Annotated in this window: 17 protein-coding genes; 12 read left to right on the top strand and 5 right to left on the bottom strand. The window is 71.0% G+C overall.

What is annotated here, in order from left to right; genetic code table 11:
• Positions 1-110: 110 nt before the first annotated feature.
• Positions 111-1,745 (top strand): amidohydrolase, encoded by a 1,635-nt coding sequence (locus NQ165_RS06770; protein ID WP_257525930.1) that lies wholly within the window; start codon positions 111-113, stop codon positions 1,743-1,745.
• Here the strand turns inward: NQ165_RS06770 and NQ165_RS06765 are convergent.
• Complete coding sequence (locus NQ165_RS06765) at positions 1,730-2,683, bottom strand: LysR substrate-binding domain-containing protein (protein ID WP_257525931.1); 954 nt, start codon at positions 2,681-2,683, stop codon at positions 1,730-1,732. The genes NQ165_RS06770 and NQ165_RS06765 overlap by 16 nt on opposite strands.
• A gap of 235 nt (positions 2,684-2,918) precedes the next feature.
• On the opposite strand from NQ165_RS06765, the gene NQ165_RS06760 reads away from it, so the two are divergent.
• From NQ165_RS06760 to NQ165_RS06735, 6 genes are read left to right on the top strand one after another with little or no spacing between them, the layout of a single operon-like run.
• Complete coding sequence (locus tag NQ165_RS06760) at positions 2,919-4,247, top strand: NAD(P)/FAD-dependent oxidoreductase (protein ID WP_257525932.1); 1,329 nt, start codon at positions 2,919-2,921, stop codon at positions 4,245-4,247.
• On the top strand, positions 4,244-4,684 hold the full coding sequence (locus NQ165_RS06755; protein WP_257525933.1) for a RidA family protein: 441 nt from the start codon (positions 4,244-4,246) through the stop codon (positions 4,682-4,684). Before NQ165_RS06760 ends, NQ165_RS06755 begins: the two co-directional genes overlap by 4 nt.
• The gene (locus tag NQ165_RS06750) at positions 4,681-5,352 is read left to right on the top strand and encodes a DUF1028 domain-containing protein (protein ID WP_257525934.1); all 672 of its coding nucleotides are present in this window, start codon (positions 4,681-4,683) and stop codon (positions 5,350-5,352) included. The genes NQ165_RS06755 and NQ165_RS06750 overlap by 4 nt, the downstream gene beginning before the upstream one ends.
• Positions 5,349-6,545 carry an amidohydrolase gene (locus NQ165_RS06745; RefSeq protein ID WP_257525936.1) on the top strand — a complete coding sequence of 399 codons (1,197 nt, stop codon included), beginning with the start codon at positions 5,349-5,351 and terminating at the stop codon, positions 6,543-6,545. The genes NQ165_RS06750 and NQ165_RS06745 overlap by 4 nt, the downstream gene beginning before the upstream one ends.
• Complete coding sequence (locus tag NQ165_RS06740) at positions 6,529-8,016, top strand: aldehyde dehydrogenase (RefSeq protein ID WP_257525937.1); 1,488 nt, start codon at positions 6,529-6,531, stop codon at positions 8,014-8,016. Before NQ165_RS06745 ends, NQ165_RS06740 begins: the two co-directional genes overlap by 17 nt.
• Before the next feature lie 32 nt (positions 8,017-8,048).
• A complete protein-coding gene (locus NQ165_RS06735) occupies positions 8,049-10,061 on the top strand; it encodes a primary-amine oxidase (RefSeq protein WP_257532150.1) in 2,013 nt (670 codons plus the stop codon).
• A gap of 49 nt (positions 10,062-10,110) precedes the next feature.
• On the opposite strand, the gene NQ165_RS06730 is transcribed toward NQ165_RS06735, so the two are convergent.
• Positions 10,111-10,854: a CoA pyrophosphatase gene (locus NQ165_RS06730; protein WP_257532148.1), complete on the bottom strand. Its 744-nt coding sequence runs from the start codon at positions 10,852-10,854 to the stop codon at positions 10,111-10,113.
• 295 nt (positions 10,855-11,149) lie between these two features.
• Between NQ165_RS06730 and NQ165_RS06725 the strand changes: the two genes are divergently transcribed.
• Both NQ165_RS06725 and NQ165_RS06720 read left to right on the top strand, forming a co-directional pair.
• A complete protein-coding gene (locus tag NQ165_RS06725; protein WP_257525940.1) occupies positions 11,150-12,187 on the top strand; it encodes a lactonase family protein in 1,038 nt (345 codons plus the stop codon).
• 188 nt (positions 12,188-12,375) lie between these two features.
• Positions 12,376-13,386, top strand: a complete 1,011-nt coding sequence (locus NQ165_RS06720; RefSeq protein WP_257525941.1) for a lytic transglycosylase domain-containing protein — start codon at positions 12,376-12,378, stop codon at positions 13,384-13,386.
• A gap of 62 nt (positions 13,387-13,448) precedes the next feature.
• Here the strand turns inward: NQ165_RS06720 and NQ165_RS06715 are convergent, their stop codons facing one another.
• On the bottom strand, positions 13,449-14,222 hold the full coding sequence (locus tag NQ165_RS06715) for a hypothetical protein (RefSeq protein ID WP_257532146.1): 774 nt from the start codon (positions 14,220-14,222) through the stop codon (positions 13,449-13,451).
• Between the two features lie 206 nt (positions 14,223-14,428).
• Between NQ165_RS06715 and NQ165_RS06710 the strand changes: the two genes are divergently transcribed.
• From NQ165_RS06710 to NQ165_RS06700, 3 genes are all read left to right on the top strand, one after another.
• The gene (locus NQ165_RS06710; protein WP_257532144.1) at positions 14,429-15,355 is read left to right on the top strand and encodes a hypothetical protein; all 927 of its coding nucleotides are present in this window, start codon (positions 14,429-14,431) and stop codon (positions 15,353-15,355) included.
• Positions 15,356-15,467: 112 nt separating this feature from the next.
• Positions 15,468-16,817, top strand: coding sequence for an HNH endonuclease signature motif containing protein (locus tag NQ165_RS06705; RefSeq protein WP_257532142.1), 1,350 nt, complete (start codon positions 15,468-15,470; stop codon positions 16,815-16,817).
• A gap of 118 nt (positions 16,818-16,935) precedes the next feature.
• On the top strand, positions 16,936-17,295 hold the full coding sequence (locus tag NQ165_RS06700) for a nuclear transport factor 2 family protein (RefSeq protein WP_257525944.1): 360 nt from the start codon (positions 16,936-16,938) through the stop codon (positions 17,293-17,295).
• 54 nt (positions 17,296-17,349) lie between these two features.
• Here NQ165_RS06700 and NQ165_RS06695 read toward each other — a convergent pair whose 3' ends face one another.
• A complete protein-coding gene (locus NQ165_RS06695; RefSeq protein ID WP_257525945.1) occupies positions 17,350-19,071 on the bottom strand; it encodes an AarF/ABC1/UbiB kinase family protein in 1,722 nt (573 codons plus the stop codon).
• A 32-nt stretch (positions 19,072-19,103) separates the two neighbouring features.
• A complete protein-coding gene (locus NQ165_RS06690) occupies positions 19,104-19,736 on the bottom strand; it encodes a PadR family transcriptional regulator (protein ID WP_257525946.1) in 633 nt (210 codons plus the stop codon).
• Positions 19,737-19,840 lie beyond the last annotated feature (104 nt).

Genomic DNA, 19,840 nt, shown 5'->3' with positions numbered 1-19,840 from the left:
AATCATCTTTTGTGATGCAATTCCTGCGCAATATCGACGTAACAAATGCGAAATATGAGCGCCGGAAGGTGGGGCCGTCGCCGACGGCGGCCGCGACCGATCGGAGTCCCATGCACACGACGCTCTACACCAACGGCCTGCTCTACCTCGGCGAGGGCCGCTTCAGCGAGGGCGCCGTCCTCACCCGCGGTGACCGGATCGCGGCCGTGCTCGCAGCGGGCGATCCGCTTCCCGCCGCCGACGAGACCGTGGACCTCGCCGGCGGGACGCTGTTGCCGGGGTTCCAGGATGCGCATGTGCACCCCCTGCTCGCCGGGCTCCAGCTGCTCTCGATCGATCTGCACACCGTCCACGACCGCGGCGGGTACCTCCGTCTCATCGGCGACTACGCCGCAGCGCACCCTGAGCTCCCCGTGCTCAGCGGCGGGGGCTGGTTCGGCGACGTCTTTCCCGGCGGCTTCCCCACGGCCGCCGAGCTGGACGCGGTGGTGCCGGACCGCCCGGTGGTCCTGCACAGCCATGACGCGCACGGCGCGTGGGTGAACACCGCCGCGCTGCGGGCGGCGGGGATCGATGCAGGCACCCCCGACCCGGTCGGCGGACGCATTCTCCGCGACGCCGACGGGGCGCCGACGGGCATGCTGCTCGAGGCGGCCACCGCGCCGGTGACGGCGCTCCTGGCCGAACCCGACCTGCCGATGCTCGCCCTCGCCCTCCGCGCCGCGCAGCAGCGGCTCCACGCCGCCGGGATCACGGCATGGCAGGATGCCGCCGTCGGGCCCTCCGACCTCGGCCCCGACGCGCTGCCGGTGTACGAGCATCTCGACCGCGAGGGCTTGCTCACCGGCCGCGTCGTCCTCGCGCTGTGGTGGGATCGCGAGCGCGGCGTGGAGCAGATCGCCGAGCTGATCACGACCCGCGAACGCCTGCGCGCGAGCGCACGGCTGGACGCCGGCACCGTCAAGGTCATGATCGACGGGATGGTCGAGAACCACACCGCCGCCATGCTCGAGCCCTTCACCGGGCACCCCGACGACCGCGGCATCCGCTTCATCGAGCCGGCCGCGCTGGCCGCGCTGACGGTCGCCCTCGACGCAGCCGGGTTCCAGATCCACTTCCACGCCGTCGGCGACGCCGCTGTGCGCGACGCGCTGGACGCGCTGGAGGCGGCGCGGCTGCACAACGGGCGGTCCGGCAACCGCCACCACATCGCACACCTCGACCTGGTGCACCCGTCGGATGCACCGCGCTTCCGCGAGCTCGACGCCACGGCGAACGTCACCGCACTGTGGGCGCGCAGGGACAAGGAGATCATCACCCGCAAGCTCCCGCTGCTGGGCGACGACCGGGCGGGGCACCACTTCCCCTTCGGCACGCTGCGGCGCCACGGCGCCCGCATCGTCGGCGGCAGCGACTGGCCGGTCACCGCGCCCGATCCGCTGTGGGCGGTCAAGACCGCCGTGACCCGCACGGGCGTCGCGGAGGACCCCCACGCGATCGGAAACGAGGTGCTCACGGTGCCGCTGCTGCCGGACGAGGCGATCCCGCTGGGCGTCGCGCTCGACGCCTACCTCGCCGAGGCGGCGTTCATCAATCGGCTCGACGGCGAGACCGGCACGCTGCGTGTGGGCGCGGCGGCCGATCTCGTCTGGGTCGACCGCGACCTGCGCCACGTCGACGAGCTCGGCTCGGCGGCCGTCATGCGCACCGTCGTGGGCGGGAAGCTCGTCTACCGCGCCGACTGAGCGGCCACGTCGACGGGCGGGCCCGCAAGCGCCGCCACCGCCCGCCTGCATTCCTCGGCGAAGATCTCGGCCTTGCGGGTCACACGGGTCCCGGCGCTGCGGCGCGCCAGCACGAGGTCCAGCGGACGCGTGGACTCGCGGATGCCGAGCCTGTGCAGCTCCGTGCCGGCGTACGTGTGCCCGAGCTTGGGCTGCTGGTTGAGCAGCGTGAAGCCGTGGCCGCTGGCGACCATGGCTCGCACCGCCTCGAAATTGGTGAACCGGTAGCGCACCGACGGTCGCAGGCCCTGATCGGCGAAGGCCTGCAGGAAGTAGTCGCGGCTGGCCGGAAGGTCCAGCAGCACCATGGGCTCGTCGACGAGCTGCGAGAGGCTGACCGTCTCCTGCCCGGCGAGCGGATGGTCGCTGCTCACGGCGGCGTACAGCGGGACCTGCGAGAGCACCTCACGGTCGATGTCGGGTCCGAGGCCGAGGTCGTACGTGAGCGCGATCTCGATGGACTGGTCCAGCAGCGCCTCCTCGATGCGGTCTGCGGTGAGCTCCGACACGTCCACCTGCAACTCGGGGTAGGCGTCCTCGAGGCCGCTGATGATCGGCGGCAGGTAGAACGGCGCGAGGGTCTGGAAGCAGCCGATGACGATGCGCCCGGCGGTGTTCTCCGGTTTGAGCGCCATCACGGCGTCGTCGACGGCGGCGAGGATGCCGCGCGCCCGCTGCAGGAACTGCGCGCCCTGCGGCGTCAGCTGCAGCCCTTTCGCCCTGCGACGGATCAGCAGCTGCACCCCGACCGCGGCCTCGAGGTTCGCGATCGATGTCGACACCGCGGACTGGGCGACGAACAGCTCGTCTGCCGCCCACGTCATGCTGCCGAGCTCAGCGGCGGCGACGAAGTAGCGGAGCTGGGTCAGGGAGACGTCTGCTCGAGCGGGTTGTCGCATGGGGACCTCGTATTTCCGATAGGTTTCAGCGATATTGCCAAGCCTTTGCATACGAATACTAGATGCAAAAGCGCGCGCCGGGCTATTTGCTTTGCCGGAACCGCTGTTCCCAAACTCATACCGTCCCCCGTTGCTCCCACCGAAGGCTCCCCACCATGGCGCTCGTCCCGGATCGCGGCCCCGTCGCAACCCGTCCTCTCCCGCTGCTCCCCACTCGCGAACGGGGGTGCGCGCGGTGATCGAGAACGTGGAGGTCGTCGTCGTCGGGGCCGGGCAGGCCGGCGTGGCGATGAGCGAGCACCTCACTCGCGCCGGAGTGACCCACATCGTCCTCGAGCGCGGCCGCATCGCGGAGCGGTGGCGCTCGGAGCGCTGGGACTCCCTGGTGACCAACGGGCCAGTGTGGCACGACCGCTTCCCGGGCCTGAGCTTCGCCGGGCTCGCCCCCGACGCGTTCGCGACCAAGGACCAGGTCGCCGACTACTTCACCGAGTACGCGGCCCGGTTCGACGCCCCCATCCAGTGCGGGGTGGAGGTGCGGGCGGTGCGCAGGCTCACCGGACAGCCGGGCTTCCGGGTCGAGACCTCGGCGGGGACCGTCGAGGCACGCTACGTCGTGGCGGCGACCGGCGCGTTCCAGCAGCCGGTCATCCCCGCCCTCATCCCCGAGAATCCCGCTGTCGTGCAGTTGCACTCGAGCGCCTACCGCAACCCCGCGCAGCTTCCCCCCGGAGCGGTCCTGGTGGTCGGCGCCGGCTCGTCGGGTGTGCAGATCGCCGCAGAGCTGCAGCGATCCGGTCGGCCCACGTATCTGTCGGTGGGCCCTCACGACCGGCCGCCCCGCAGCTACCGCGGCCGCGACTTCGTGTGGTGGCTCGGCGTCCTGGACAAGTGGGACGCGGCGACCCCGCCGCAGGGCGCCAAGCACGTCACGATCGCCGTCTCCGGCGCCGACGGCGGGCACACCGTCGACTTCCGTCGCCTGGCCGACGACGGCGTCACCCTCGTGGGGCGCACCATCGCCCACCAGGACGGGCTGGTGACCTTCGCGCCGGATCTGGCCGCCAACATCGCCGCCGGCGACGCGTCGTACCTCGCCCTGCTCGACGAGGCCGATGCGTACATCGCACGCAACGGGCTGGACCTGCCGGAGGAGCCCGAGGCCCGCGTCATCGGCTCCGATCCGTCCTGCGTCACCCATCCCCTCGAGGACCTCGATCTCGAGTGCGCCGGGATCTCGGCCGTGGTGTGGGCGACCGGCTTCGCGGCCGACTACAGCTGGCTGCCGGAGGGCGCGCTGGATGCCGACGGCAGGCCCGCTCACCGTCGCGGCGTCTCCCGCGAGGCCGGCGTCTACTTCCTCGGGCTGCCGTGGCAGTCGCGCCGCGGCTCCAGCTTCATCTGGGGCGTCTGGCACGACGCCAAGCACGTGTGCGATCACATCCAGATCCAGCGCAGCTACCTCGCGTACCCCGGACCCGACGCCGGCCACGACGCCGCCCCCGCCACGGCGGCTGCCGTGCCCCTGGAATCCGCCGCCGCAGAGATGGAGATCACGCGATGACCGCTCACACCCGCATCCGCCCGTTCAACACGAAGGTCACCTACCCCGAGCAGGACCTCGACAACGACCTGTGCCAGGCCGTTGTGGCCGGGGGCGTCGTTTACCTGCGCGGTCAGATCGGACAGGACCTCGACACTCGCGAGAGCGTGGGCATCGGCGACGTCGAAGCTCAGACCGAGAAGGCGATGGCCAATATCGACCTGCTGCTGCGCGAGGCCGGGTCCCGGCTGGAGGACATCGTGAAGGTCGTCGTGTACCTCACGGACATCCGCTACCGGGAGACGGTGTACCGCACGATGGGCCGCTGGCTCAAGGGCGTCCACCCCGTCTCGACGGGCCTGGTCGTCGAAGCCCTCGCCCGTCCGGAGTGGCTCGTCGAGATCGACGCGACCGCCGTGATCAGCGACCCGGCCGACGACCACACGGTGACGCTGTGACGCTCTCGCTCGCAGCCCGCGACGCCGACGGCGCGTTCGGCATGGTGATCGCCTCCTCGAGCCCCGCCGTCGCTTCACGCTGCCTGCACCTGGCTTCGGGGGTGGGCGCTGTCGCGTCGCAGAACGTCACGAACCCGGCCCTCGGCCCGGCGGCGCTGCGTGCGCTCGCCGACGGTGCGCCCGCCTCCGATGCGCTCACTGCGGCCCTCGCGTCCGACACCCACGGCGACTACCGGCAGCTGACCGTGGTGGATGCCGCTGGGCGCGTCGCCGTGCACTCGGGGTCGCGTGCGCTCGGCATCCACGGGCACCGGCTGGGCGAGGGATGCGTCGCCGCCGGCAACATGCTCGCGGGCGACGACGTGCTCGAGCAGATGGTGGCCGGGTTCACCGCCGCGGCCGGGTCGTTCGAGGAGCGGCTGCTGGCCGGGCTCGAAGCGGCGCAGGCCGCCGGCGGCGAGGCCGGACCGCTGCGTTCGGCCGGACTGGCCGTCGTGTCGGATGCGGCCTCGTGGCGGGTGACCGACCTGCGGGTGGACGACCACGCCGAGCCGGTGGCGGAGCTGCGCCGCCTCGTCGGCCTCTGGCTCCCCCAGAAGAGCGACTACCTCATCCGCGCGATCGATCCCTCGGCGGCACCGTCGTACGGCGTGCCGGGCGACGAATGAGCACGTCAGCGGTGGAGCTCAAACGGTGGGCGGCCGACGCGGTGGAGGACCGTCGCGGACTCGTCGTCGGCATCAGCCGCGCGCTCCATGCCGACCCCGAGACCGCGTTCGACGAGCACCGGGCTGCCGCCCTGCTGACGGACGCGCTGGCGGAGCTCGGCATGACCGTGAGCCGCGGTGCGGGCGGCCTGCCGACGGCCTTCACCGCGACGACCGGGACGGGTTCGCTGCACGTGGCGATCGTGGCCGAGTACGACGCGCTCGCCGGACTCGGTCACGCATGCGGTCACAACGTGATCGCCGCGGCCGCCGTCGGCGCGGCATCCGCGCTGGCGCCGCTCGCGGACGAGCTCGGGCTCACGCTCACCGTGGTCGGCGCCCCGGCGGAGGAGGGCGGCGGCGGCAAGGTGATGCTGCTCGAGGCCGGCGTGTTCGACGGCGTGGACATCGCCATGATGGTGCACCCCGGGCCGGCGGACTCGGTCTATGCCCGCCCGCTGGCCGTGGCGCACCTCGACGTCGCGTACCGCGGCCGCGAGACGCACGCCGCCGCCTACCCGACGCTGGGCATCAACGCCGCCGATGCCTTCACTGTCGCCCAGGTCGCCATCGGCCTTCTGCGTCAGCAGCTTCCGCCGAGCGTCCGCGTCCACGGCATCGTGCGGGAGGCCGGCAGCGCCCCCAACGCGATCCCGGGGTCGGCGCTGGGCAGCTGGTACGTGCGGGCCGCGACGCTCGAGGAGCTCGAGGAGGTCTACCCCCGCGTGATGGCGTGCTTCGAGGCCGGCGCCCTCGCGACGGGGTGCACGGTGGACCTCCAGGAGACGAGCCATCGGTACTCGGAGTTCCACAACGACGAGGACCTCGTCGCGGCCTTCGCCCGCAACGCCGCCGCCCGCGGCCGCGACATGGATCTCGACGAGGTGCGGCCGGGCGGGATGAACACCGCGTCGACCGACATGGGCAACGTGTCGCGGGTGGTCCGGGCCATCCACCCCTACCTCTCCATCGGGTCCCTCCCCGCCGTCAATCACCAGGAGGCGTTCGCCGACGCCGCCGGCACCCCCGCCGCGGAGGAGGCCGCCGTCGAGGGTGCGATCCTGATGGCACAGACCGTCATCGACGCCGCCCGGCACCACGACTCCCCCCTGCCCTGTCCCGAAAAGGAGCACACCCATGCCCACACACGCTGAGTGGTCCGCGCTGGCCGAGACCGTCCCCTTCCGCACGCAGGCGTTCATCGACGGCGTCTTCGTCGACGCCGCCGACGGCGGCACCTTCGACACGGTGAATCCCGCCACCGGACAGGTTCTGGCCAGGGTGGCCCGGTGTCGCGCGGCCGATGTCGATCGCGCCGTGGTCTCCGCTCGACGGGCATTCGACGACGGGGCATGGTCGCAGGCGTCCCCCGCAGAGCGCAAGACGGTTCTGCTGGCCCTGGCCGACGCGATCCGCGCGGCGGGCGATGACCTCGCCGTACTCGACACCCTCGACGGCGGCAAGCTGATCTCCGACACCTCCACGATCGACGTGCCGGGCAGCGCCGCCATCCTGCAGTGGTACGCGGAGGCGATCGACAAGCTGTACGGCGAGGTCGCACCGGTGGCGGCTCCCGACCTGGCGATCGTGACCCGGGAGCCGGTGGGCGTCGTGGGCGCAGTCGTGCCGTGGAACTACCCGCTCGAGATGGCGATCTGGAAGCTGGCACCTGCGCTGGCTGCGGGGAACAGCGTCATCCTGAAGCCGGCCGAGGAATCGCCTCTGTCAGCCCTGCGCCTTGCGGAACTCGCCGTCGCGGCCGGGCTGCCCGCGGGCGTCCTCAACGTGGTGCCCGGGCACGGCACGGAAGCCGGGCAGGCCTTGGGGCTGCACCCCGATGTCGACGTGATCGCCTTCACCGGCTCGACGACGGTCGGGAAGCTCTTCCTCGAGTACGCCGGCCGCTCGAACATGAAGGCGGTCTGGCTGGAGTGCGGCGGCAAGAGCGCCAACATCGTCTTCCCCGATGCCGCCGACCTCGACCTGGTCGCGGATCGCGCCGTGGCGGGGATCTTCTCGTGCAGCGGACAGGTGTGCTCGGCCAACTCCCGACTGCTGGTGCACCGATCGATCGCCGACGCGCTCATCGAGCGCATCGCCGCCCGCGCACAGGCCCTCGCCGTGGGGGATCCGATGGATCCCGCGAGCGCGATGGGCCCGCTCGTCAGCGCCGGTCAGCTGTCGAGGGTGCTCGCCCACGTGGCCGCCGCGAAGGAGGACGCACGCCTGGTCACCGGCGGAGAGCAGCTGCACGCCGACTCCGGCGGGTTCTTCCTGGCGCCGACCGTGTTCGCCGACACGCCCGTGGACAGCGCGCTGTGGCGCGAGGAGATTTTCGGCCCTGTCCTGGCCGTCTCCGTGTTCGACGACGAGGACGAGGCCGTGCGACTGGCCAACGACAGCGAATATGGACTCGCGGCATCCGTGTTCACCGACGACATCCATCGCGCCCTCCGGGTATCCCGGGCGCTGCGCGTGGGCACCGTCTCGGTCAACACCGTGGACGCCCTGGATGTGACCACCCCGTTCGGGGGCGTCAAGCAATCCGGGTTCGGCCGCGATCTCTCCCTGCACGCCCTCGACAAGTTCACCTCCCTCAAGACGACCTGGTTCGCCGGCCGCTGACCCCCTGCCGCCCCTCACCCCTCGGAGCCCCCATGTCCCACCCGCTCGACCGACTCACCTCTTCCGAGATCCAGGCCAACCGCGACATCGTCCTCGGCGCCGGCTTCGACGACGCCACGACCGCGTTCATGCTCGTGAACCTCATCGAGCCGGACAAGGCCGCCGTGCTCGAGGGCAGCGCGCACGACCGTCGTGTCGGGAACGTCGTAATGGATCGCGTCACCGGAGCGGTGCACGAGGTGACGGTCGATCTCGTCGCGCGCGCAGTGGTCGGGCAGCGGGAGGTCGACGTGATCGCGGAGGGTCAGCCGCCGATCGTCGAGGACGAGTTCGAGCGCGTCGAGCACCTGCTGCGCGCGGAGCCTCAGTGGGTCGCGGCGATGGCCCGACGGGGCATCGAGGATGTCTCTCTGGTGCGCATCTCCGCCCTGTCGGCTGGTCGCTTCGGGCTGCCCGACGAGGACGGCCGGCGCATCGTGCGGTGCCTGTCGTTCCTGCAGCTCGACGAGGACGACAACGCCTGGGCCCACCCGATCGACGGGGTGGTGGCGTACGTCGATCTGATCACCGGCGAGATGATGCGGCTGATCGAAGATCGGCACTTCGACGTGCCGCAGGAGCGCCACAACTTCCATCTGCCGGCTGAATTGCCGGCGCCGCGGACGACGCAGAAACCGATCGTGATCACCCAGCCGGAGGGCCCCAGCTTCACTGTCGACGGGGACATCGTGGAGTGGGAGAAGTGGCGTTTCCGCATCGGATTCAACCAGGTGGAAGGGCTGACGCTGCACGAGCTGTCCTTCACCGACGGCGAGCGACTGCGGCCGATCCTCTATCGCGCGTCGATCGCGGAGATGGTCGTGCCCTACGGCGACCCGAGCCCCGTGCGGTTCTGGCAGAACTACTTCGATGCCGGGGAGTATTCGCTGGGCAAGTGCGCGAACTCGCTGGAGCTCGGCTGCGACTGCCTCGGCGAGATCCATTACTTCGACGCGACGATCGCCGCGACCGACGGCATGCCGCGCACGATCCGCAACGCCATCTGCATGCACGAGGAGGACGCCTCCATCCTCTGGAAGCACACCGACGAGTACTACCGTTCGGGCGATGTCCGCCGAAACCGGCGCTTGGTCATCTCGTTCTTCATCACCGTCGGGAACTACGACTACGGGTTCTACTGGCACCTCTACCTCGACGGCCGCATCGAGCTGGAATGCAAGGCGACCGGCGTGGTGTTCGCCTCGGCCTACCCCGGTACCCAGCCGGATGGCAGTGACTACCCGTGGGCGTCCCAGATCGCGCCGGGAATCGGAGCGCCGTATCACCAGCACCTCTTCTCCGCCCGACTCGACATGATGGTCGATGGCGTGAACAACGCCGTCGACGAGCTGGAGGCGCAGCGCGTGCCGGTGGGCGAGGCGAACCCCTACGGCAACGCCTTCACCCTCTCGACCACGCGGCTCCGCACCGAACGGGAGGGCGTGCGGGATGCCGACGGCAAGCGCGGCCGCGTGTGGCACGTGGTGAACCCGGAGGTCACCAACATCGTCGGCAAGCCGGTGGGCTACATTCTGCGGGCCGAGGGGCAGCCGAGCCTCCTCGCCGATCCCTCATCGTCCATCGCCCGGCGCGCGGCCTTCACGACGCACGATCTGTGGGTGACGCGGTACTCCCCCGACGAGCGCTTCCCGTCCGGCGAACTGGTGAACCAGAACGATGGCTTCGGCACGATCGATCGGTGGATCGAGCGGGATGCCGACATCGACGGTCAGGACCTCGTGCTGTGGCACACGTTCGGGCTGACGCACTTCCCGCGAACGGAAGACTGGCCGATCATGCCCGTGGACAGCGCCGGCTTCAGCCTGGTGCCGCACGGCTTCTTCGACCGAAACCCGACACTGGACGTTCCGGCCCCGATGCGCGCGCACGCGGACGTGACCGGAGACAGCGCCGGATGTTGCGCGACCGACGGGGTGCCCTCGCACGGCACAGCGGAACACCGCGCAGCCCAGACGCAAGAGGATGCACCGGCCTGCCGCTGCTGACGCGCCCTCCCTCCGACGACATCGGCTGATCCGCCACGCCGGCCGTCGGTCACCGATCGGGCGGCAGCGCCAGCGGCATCTCGCGGGTGGCATCCCACGGCTCGGTCCAGCCGAGCCGATCGAACAGCACGTCGAGCACCATCGCGGTGAATCCCCACACGAGGTGGGCCCCCGGCCCCTCTCCGACGGAGAAGGCCGGTCCGCGCATCTCGCGTGCGCCGTCGCGAAGCACGGTGACGCCGCGGTTGGCCGGATTCAGCAAGTCGGCCACGGGCGCACGGAAGACCGCCGCGGACTCGCCTTCGTCCACGACGCGCACGCGCGACGGATGCCGCCACCACCCGAGCACCGGAGTGACGAGGTGCCGCGAGAACGCCAGCGGGATTGTTTCGAGGGCCCCGAGCACCTCCACACCGGAGGGGTCGAGACCCGTCTCCTCCTGCGCCTCGCGCAGCGCCGCGGCGATGGGTCCGTCGTCGCCGGGATCCACCCGCCCGCCGGGGAACGCCACCTGTCCGGGGTGCGAGCGCAGGGTCGCCGCCCGCGCGAGAAGCAGCACGTCGAGGTCGCGCGAGACGGCTGTGTCGGCGGCGGGGCGCCCGCTGGGCGTGGCATCCAGCACGCCGAAGAGGATGAGCACCGCCGCGGGACGCGAGCCGGGTGCGACGGGCAGGTCGATCAGCGGTCCGAACGAGGGTGTCACGCCCGGCTCGCTGCGCCGGCGGCGTTCCACGGCGTCGGCCAGCGCGGCCAGCTGCGCCCGCGCGGTCCGAGGGGCATCCGAAGCTGGCATCCGTTCAGGCTACGCCGCCCCGGTCGTCGAGCGAGCGCGCACCCTCCGGTCGTTGAGCGAGCGCAGCGAGACGAAACGCCCCCGCCCCGTGGTCGTTGAGCGAGCGCAGCGAGACGAAACGCCCCGCCCACCGGCCGAACCGCGCTTCGTCTCGGTCGCTGCGCTCCCTCGCTCAACGACCACGTCTCACCGGTCGCTGCGCTCCCTCGCTCAACGACCGGCCCACACGGGGAGCCGAATGAAACGCCAGCGCAACCCCTCCGCGTCGATCCGCGTGGCCTCCTACGATCGAGACATGACCGACTCGCGCCTCGTCCTCGTCGCCAACGCCGGCGACGGCTCCCTCAGCACGTTCCGCCTCGCCGACGGTGAGCTGGAGCGACTGGCCGTCACCGACGGCGTGAAGGGGTGCTCGACCTTCGCCGTCGACACCGAACGCAACCTCGTCTACGCCGGAGTCAAGGGCGATGCCGAGGGTGACGCCGCCGGCATCCTGACTCTGTCCCTCGACCGGGAAAGCGGGCGGCTCACCCCGCAGTCGCGCCGTGATGTGCCGGGGAGCATGAACTACCTCGCCCTCACCCGAGGCGGCACCGGACTGCTGGGCGCTTCCTACAGCGGCGGCCTCGGCATCACCTGCGGGATCGCTGACGGTGTGGTGAGCGCGCCGATCTCGCGCATCGACTTCCCGAACCTGCACTCGGTGCTCCCCAGCACTGACGGGCGCTTCGCCTACTTCGTGTCGCTGGGCGCCGACCTCGTCGCGCAGTACGCCCTCGAGGACGAACTGTCCCTCACCCCGTTGGGCCCCGAGACGGTCGCCGCCCCCGCCGGCAGCGGCCCGCGCCATCTCGTGCTGAACGATGCCGAGGATGCCGTCTACGTCCTCACCGAGTTCTCCGGTGAGGTGCTGCACTACGCCAGGGACACCGAAACAGGGGTGCTGACGCTGCAGGACACCACGACGGCGTACGACACGACGAAGGGTCTCGGCCACAGCGAATTCGGCGCCGACCCCATGGCGAATCACTACATCTGGGGCGCCGACCTGCACTTCTCCGACGGCGGCCGGCGACTGTGGTGCTCGGAGCGCACTGAGAGCACCCTGGGCGCCGTGGCAGTCGCCGCCGACGGCACGGTCTCGGCTCCCGAGCGCTTCACTGTGACCGAGCCGCAGCCGCGCGGATTCGCCGTCAGCCCCGACGGCGCATACCTCGTCGCGGCAGGCGAGCGATCGACCACAGTGTCGCTCTACGCCGTCGAGGATGAGGGATTGCACCTGTTGGAACGCGCAGAAACCGGCGCAGGCGCGAACTGGGTGCGGTTCGCCTAGATCCCAGTGACCCACCGGAAAAACAGCGGTCTGACCACGCCTTTTCCTTCAGTCGCGCCCAGGTAACGGTCAGGTAACGCACCGGAAGCGTCCAGAAACCTCGCCAAGAGTGGGCCACCTGATCCGCCCGAACGGATTCGACGCGCCGGCATTCGGTGCGCCCTCGACTACGGAACCGGTCCTGACTCTTGCTTTCTGACACCACCACGAACCCCACCCGCCGCAGCACGCGTCACACCGAACGCCGTCTGCGCCGCCGCCCGCTGCTGGCCGTCGCGACGCTCGCGGTCGGGATCGTGGCGGCAGCGTGCTCCACCGCGAGCACCCCCGCTGCCTCGCTCGCGTGGGCTGCGCAGCCCCCCGTCTTCGAGCTGGCGTCGTCCACGACGCCCCTGCACGCCGAGGCCGCCGCGCAGGTGAAGACGGCCGACGACCCCGCCTCGGAGGCCGACCAGGCGCTCGCCGCGGCGCAGGCCGCTGTCGCCGCGGCCACGGCCGTCGCCGCCGACATCGCCGCGTCGGGCCTCGACATCGGCGCGCCCGACACCACCGTCGACACCGCAGGGCTCTCGACGGCTGTGCAGCAGCTCGAGAGGGCACAGGCACTTCCCTTCGCCGACCTGGATGAGACGACCGACGAGGTCGCCGCCGAGACCGGCACGGTGAACGAGGCGACCGCCGGCCTGCGCGGCCGACTGGATGCCGCCGTCGCCGCCGAAGCCGAGCGCGTTGCTGCCGAGCAGGCCCGACTCGAGGCGGAGGCCGCTGCGGCCGCCGCTGCCGCGGAGGCAGAGGCGGCCGAGGCCGCTGCGCGACCGAGCAGCTCCGGCGGCTCGTCCGCTCCCGCGAGCCCGAGCCCCGTCTATGCCTCGGGCGGCGCCGTGGGCGGCACGAGCCCGGCCGATGCCCAGGCCACCGCGCACTCGATGCTCGCCGGGTACGGCTGGGGCGACGACCAGTTCGGATGCCTCGTGTCGCTGTGGAACAAGGAATCGGGCTGGAACTACCAGGCGTACAACGCCGGCAGCGGTGCCTTCGGCATTCCGCAGGCGCTCCCCGGCAGCAAGATGGCCAGCGCCGGCGCCGACTGGCAGACCAACCCCGCGACGCAGATCGCGTGGGGCCTGGGATACATCTCCGGGCGCTACGGATCTCCGTGCGGCGCTTGGGGCCACTCGCAGTCCGTCGGCTGGTACTGAGCTTCGACGAAAGGCGCCGGCGCGCGGGGGTTCATCCCGCGACCGGCGCCTTTCGCCTTGCGTCACCTGCCCGCTCGACGGGGAGCCCAGCGGAAGATCCGGCGGGGCGGCTCCGTGGTGATGCTCGTCGGCGCGTGCGGCACGGTTTCGAGGAACCGGCGCCCCTCTGCCTGGGCAGCATCCCACGAATACGTGGTCGCGACCGCCCGTGAGGAGTGCTCGACGGCCAGGGCATCCACGATCCCCAGCAGCAGACCATGTCGTCGCATCACCTCCGCCCAGACGAAGTCGAGGCCCCACCCGTATCGCACATGCGCGGGGAACGGCGCGAGCACTGCGAGGGCGTCACGCCGCAGGAGAGTGACGGGTCCGATCTCGACGAACCCCGTCTGCCTCGCGAGCGAGAGGAAGTGTCGCTTGGCGATCCGCCAATTGGCGTTGCTGCCCCTCGTCTGAGCGGGCTGTGCGAGCGCGAAATCGCAGCGACGACATACCTCGATCATCCGATCGAGGAACCCGGCGGGCAGCACCACATCGTCATCGACGATCAACAGCCAGTCGAGGTCGGCATCGTCCACGGCGACCAGCTCATTGAGGTTCTGGAACTTCCCCGCCCTCAGGTGTTCGCGCGCGGTGACGTCGCGCAGCCGAGGCGGGGCGACATCCATCGAGCCGAGCCGCACGTCCACCCGATGTCGACTCTCGAGGACTTCGTCGATCAAGCGGGCGATGGGTTGCTCGTCGCGGTAGATCCCCACGACCGCGACCCGCTCGACCGGGCCCGTGAGGGCTGGAAGCGCCCATCGTGCGTGGATCCGATCGACCGGTTCGGCCATGCGGCGGGCAAGCCGTCTCAGTCCAGTTCTCATCGGTTCCCCAGGATCCGTGAAGAGTTGTGGGCGGCCACGGTAGCGCGAAGTGGTCGCGGGCGCCATGGCCGTCGCGCAGATCGCGCCCATCGGTGACCCGCTGCTCTCCGATACCGCTCACCGCCACGTAGGCTGGCGCCGCCGGTCCGCGTCGAGCCCATCGAAGGGGAGTCATGAATCCCGAGCCCATCACGTCCGGGTCGGTGAAGAGGGTCCCGCAGCGCACCCGTCCGCTCTGGCTCTTTCCGCTCACCGGGGCGACGGCCGCGCTGGTCGGGCTCCTCCCCTGGCTCCTCACCGGAGCGCGGATGCCGACGCAGAACCTGTGGGCGTTCACGCCCGGCGTCCCGCCGATCATCCTGTTGCCGTTCAGTCAATACGCCGTGGGGCTGATCCTCTCCGTGATCGTCGTGGGTGCTGCCCTCGCCGGCATCGGCGGCCGCGCGCTCGGCGCCCGCTCGAGACGGCGGGCAACCGGCTTTCTGCTTGCGGGTGTGGGCCTCGTCCAGCTGGGTGCCGTCGCGCAGACCGCCGCCACGGTGGCCGCAACGCTGCAGGAGCGCACAGAATCGGCGATCTATGTGACGGGGCTGACCCTCGGCAGCGTGCTCACGATCGCCATCAGCCTGGCAGCGACCACACTCATCGCGACCGCGCCGCAGGCCGGCGCGCTGATCGGTCTCGCGGTGGGCTCGGCCGCCGCGGGCGGGTGGCTGTCTGCGATCATCGTGCCCTTCGGCTCCTTTCCCCCGGAGTTCCCCGCTGCCCTGTGGCTTGTGCAGTGGGTGCCTGCCGTGCTGGTGGGCGCGGCGATCACGTGGACGGGAGTGTCGACGGCGGGAAGGGTCATCGCGGCCATCACCGCCATCGTCATCGTGTGGGTGACCCCGGCCGTCGTCACCGGCCTGACCAATGCAGTCGGCTCACGCGTGCTGGCGGAAAGCCCCGCCGACATGCTCGACTACGGGCTCGGGGTCTTCCGCATGGCGCTGTTCGAGCCGGCACTGGCGATGCGACCGATCCTGACGGCGATCGTCGTGGCGGCGATCGGACTGGGGCTCCGTGCGCTCCTGCGCCGCCCCCGTGAGATTCGCGCCTGACTCCCCCCGAGCGGCCGCACCGCTGGCTGGGCGCCCCGCTCGTCGTTACACGTTATCCACAGGCGACGCCGTTACTCGAACAAATGTCCGAGGGTTGCGCGACAATGGATGCATGCCGAGAACCACCTACCTCCCCGCCGACGAAGCCGCTGCGCGTGCTGTCGACCGGCTCGGCGAGGTGCTTCCCGACCTCGTCGGGGTGCGGCAGCAGATGGCACGCCTGCAGGCGCACGAAGCCCGGCTGCTCGCCGCGAGCGGTGCCATCGTCGACGACTGGGTGATGGATGCCGGCTTGCAGCACCGCTCCGAAGCCGAGATGCCGCACCGCATCGCGGCATCCGAGATCGCCGCCGCCTGGCGGGTCAGCGACCGCACCGTGCAGCGCCAGATGGCTGATGCCGCCGCCCTCGTCAACGACTACCCGGCCACCCTCGCGTCGCTCGAGGCGGGCCGCATCTCCAGCGCCCACGTGCGGGTCATCGTCGGCAACGGCGCGATCATCGCGCGTCCTGAACTGCGTGCCGAGTACGAAGCCGCCATCCTGCCCTACGCCGAATCCGAAGCGGCCACGCGGGTGGCGCCGATCGCGCGGCTGCGCGCCCAGTGGTTCGCCGAGACCACCTTCGACGAGCGCCACCGGCAGGCACGGCTGCGGCGCAGCGTCTCCCTCACCGACCTCGACGACGGCATGGCCGAACTCGTCGCCATCCTCCCCGCCGCACTCGCCCACGGCGCGTACGACCGTATCTCGCAGATCGCCCGCATCGCCCAGACCGCACGCAGCGCCTCGGACGATGACGACGCGCTCCTCCCGGTCGACGACGTCCCGTCGGATGCCACCCCCGACACCCGCACCCTGAATGAGCTGCGGGCCGACGCCTTGAGCGATCTGCTGCTCACCGGCATGCCCTCCTCGGTATCGATCCCGGGCGGACGTGAGGCGATCCGCGCGAACATCCAGGTCACGGTGCCGGTACTCACGCTCATCGGCGATCATGTCGCCGACCCATTCGAGCCGACCACCCTCGTCGGGCACGGGCCGATCGACGCTGTGACAGCGCGCACCCTGGCGGCCGGGGCACCCGGATGGGACCGCATCCTCACCCACCCGGTCTCGGGCGCCGTTCTCGCCGTCGACCGCTACCGTCCCTCCGAAGAGATGCGCCGGCATCTGCGCACGCGCGATCAGCACTGCCGGTTCCCCGCCTGCCGGATACCGGCGCGTCTGTGCGACATCGATCACACCATCGATCACGCGCACGGCGGACCGACCGCGATCGCGAATCTCGCCCACTTCTGCAGACGACATCACAGCGGCAAGCACCACTCTCCCTGGCGCGTCCAGCAAGACGCCGGTGGCGTGCTGAGGTGGACCTCCCCGACCGGTCGGGTGTACATCGACCGCCCGGTCAGCGAGGTCGCCTTCGCCACCGAACCCGAGTTCGATCCGGCGCCTTTCTGAGGCGAACCGCCCGACCGAACCGCCCGACCGAACCGCCCGACCGAACCGCCCGACCGAACCGCCCGACCGCCTGTCAATCCCACTGCGCAGTGTCCGCACCCCGGAGTAGACCATCGCCATGAGCAGAACACGCACCTGGCTGGACGGCTACATCACCGCCTGGCAGACCGAGAACCCCGACGACGTCCGCGCCATCTTCGCCGACGATGCCGAATACTGGTTCCGGCCCGACGACCCCGATCCCGCGCGGGGGATCGACGCGATCCTCGCTGCATGGCCGGAATCCGAGGGCGCCGACCCGCAGCACGATCTCGACGTACTGATCGAGAACGATGATCTCGGCATCATCCGCGGCACGATCGACTACCCGGGCGACACCAACTGGGTGAACCTCTGGGAGGTGCACTTCGCTCCCGATGGTCGCGCGAAGAAGTTCGTCGAGTGGTGCCGGGAGCGTGCCGAGCCGGGTACCACCTGAGCCGGCCGCTCCACCGTTCCCCGCGGCTCCGCCGTTCCACCGCCCCGCGGCGCCTCAGGCGGGACCGCGCGGGCCCACCATCCCTGCGAACAGGGCGTGCAGCAGGGGCGGCACCGAGGCGACCATGAGCACAGTGCCGAACGCCTCCTCGGCGGGACGCAGCAGCACCCCTCCCACCAGCAGACCGCCGAAGAGGATGGCCGACACGACCCGCCGCGCCGCCCGCTCGAGCCGCGCCAGCCGCCGGTCGAGCCGCGGCGTCTCGACGGCGATCGCGCCCTCGTCGATCCGCTCGATGACGTCGTTGATCCGCCGCGGCAGCCCTGCCGCGATCGACGCCGTCGACGCCGCCTGCGTGACAGCGTCCTGCAGCACATTGCCCCGCTCGTCGCGCAGCAGCTGGCCGGCGTACGGCTCGACCGCGTCCCACAGGTTGAAGTCCGCCTGCAGCGAGCTGCATACGCCGGACACCAGCGACATCGACCGGATGATCAGCAAGAAGTTCTCGGGCAACTGGAACGGCATCGCCCGCACCACGTCACCGAACTCCACCGCGAAGTCCCGGAACTCCTGGGGATCGACCTGCTGCAGCTCAGCGAAGCCCATCCCGCCGAAGCGCGCGAACAGCTGCGTCATCGCCCGCTCCAGCTCACGGGTGTCGGCCGAGGGCAGCAGCACCCCCACATCCCGGATGCCGTCGACGAGGCCTTTCCCATCGCGTGCGGCAACAGCGATCACGAGCCTGCGCAACCCTCGGCGCAGCGTCGGGGTGACCTCGCCCATCATCCCGAAGTCGATGAACGTCAGCACCCAGGGGGGCGATCCCCCGGCATCCGCACCGCGCCCGCCGTCGGGCGTCGCGAGCGGGGTGACGAAGATGTTCCCGGGGTGCGGGTCGGCATGGAAGAACCCGTCGCCGAACAGCTGCCCGAACATGACGGATGCGAACGTGTGCGCGACCTCGGCCGGGTCGATGCCCGCCGCCCGCAGCGCGTCGACGTCGGTGACCTTGATCGCCGTGACATCCGACAGGGTCAGCACCCGCCGCGTGGTGCGCTCCCACACCACCTCGGGCACGCTCACCCGCCGGTCGTCGGCGGCGTTCTCGGCGAACCGCTCCGCGTTGCCCGCTTCGAGCAGGTAGTCGATCTCGGCCCTGCTCGTCGCGGCGAACTCCTCCACGAGGGCCGGCATGTCCACCCGACGGGCGACCACCTGCACGCGGCTGAGCCACCGCCCCACTCGGCGCAGCGCAGCAAGGTCGACGTCGACGATCTCCTGGATGCCGGGACGCTGCACCTTCACGATCACATCGGCGAACCCGGTGAGTTCCTCGTCGAGCGCCGCGAGGCGGGCTCGGTGGGCCTGGCCGAGGGATGCCGCAGCCACCGGCACCTCGTCGAACGCGGCGTAGGCGACGTCGAGCGCGATGCCCAGCTCGGCCTCGGCAGCCGCGCGGATCGCGGGGAACGGCACAGGCGGCACCTCGTCCTGCAGCCCTTCGAGTTCCTTCGTGATCTCGGGCGGCAGCACGTCGAGCCGCGACGACATGAACTGCCCGACCTTGATCATGAGCCCGCCGAGATCGACGGCCAGCACGTGGAAGCGCTGCGCGATGCGCGTCATCCGCGCCGCACGGCCCCGGGCGACGAAGCGCCCGAGGCCGAAGCGCGGAAGGAACAACTCGTACCACCACGACTGCACGAGGTAACGCGCAGCGAAGCGCAGGATGCGGCGGGAACGAGCGCGCGTGTCCCCCACGCCGGGAACGGACATCTGCCGCCCCCGGCGCTCCTCCGTCACGCTGCTCAGTCCTGGGCGAGAAGCGCGTAGAGCCGGCGGCGCGCGTCGTTGAGGATCTCGACCGCCTCGTGCACCTGCTCGGGCGAGCCCGACCGGCCCACCTGCGCGGCGGCCTGAGCGAGCTCCATGCCCGCCTTGGGCAGCGCGGTCATGCGCGCGTTCTCCTTCGAGGCGCCCTCCCACGGCGCCGACTTGCCCGCGACGGCGTCCGCCTCGATGCGGCCTGCCTCGGTGAGCGCGTAGGTCTTGCGACCGTTGGCCTCTTCCGCGGTGATCAGGCCTTCATCGGCCAGCAGCTGCAGCGTCGGGTAGACGCTGCCGGCGCTGGGCTTCCACGATCCGCCGCTGCGATCCTCGATCTCCTGGATGATCTGGTAGCCGTGCATCGGCCGCTCGGCCAGCAGGCTGAGCACCGCCACGCGCACGTCGCCGCGCCCCATCCGGCTCGTGCCGCTCGGGCGCGGTTCGAAGGCGCGACGCAGCTGGTCCACGGCATCCCACATGCCCTGTCCGATATCGCCGATGCCGAACCCGTGCGAGCCACCGCCCCCGCTGCCGCCGAAGCCGCCGCCCGCGCCGAAACCGCCGCCGCGCCCCCCGGAACCGGAGCCGAAACCGCTGTCGAATGAACCGTTCATTGTGGTCCCCCTCGTCTGATCGGCGTGTCTCACCGATACTCGACGATATATCGCTGACGTCGAGGTCAACAGGGGTGCGACGGCGCTCCCACGGCATTCCCAGG

The organism is Microbacterium sp. zg.Y1084 (assembly GCF_024623595.1).
Taxonomy (GTDB): domain Bacteria; phylum Actinomycetota; class Actinomycetes; order Actinomycetales; family Microbacteriaceae; genus Microbacterium; species Microbacterium wangruii.
The sequence above is the reverse complement of the archived record's forward strand: the minus strand, read 5'-3'. Positions and strand labels throughout refer to the sequence as shown.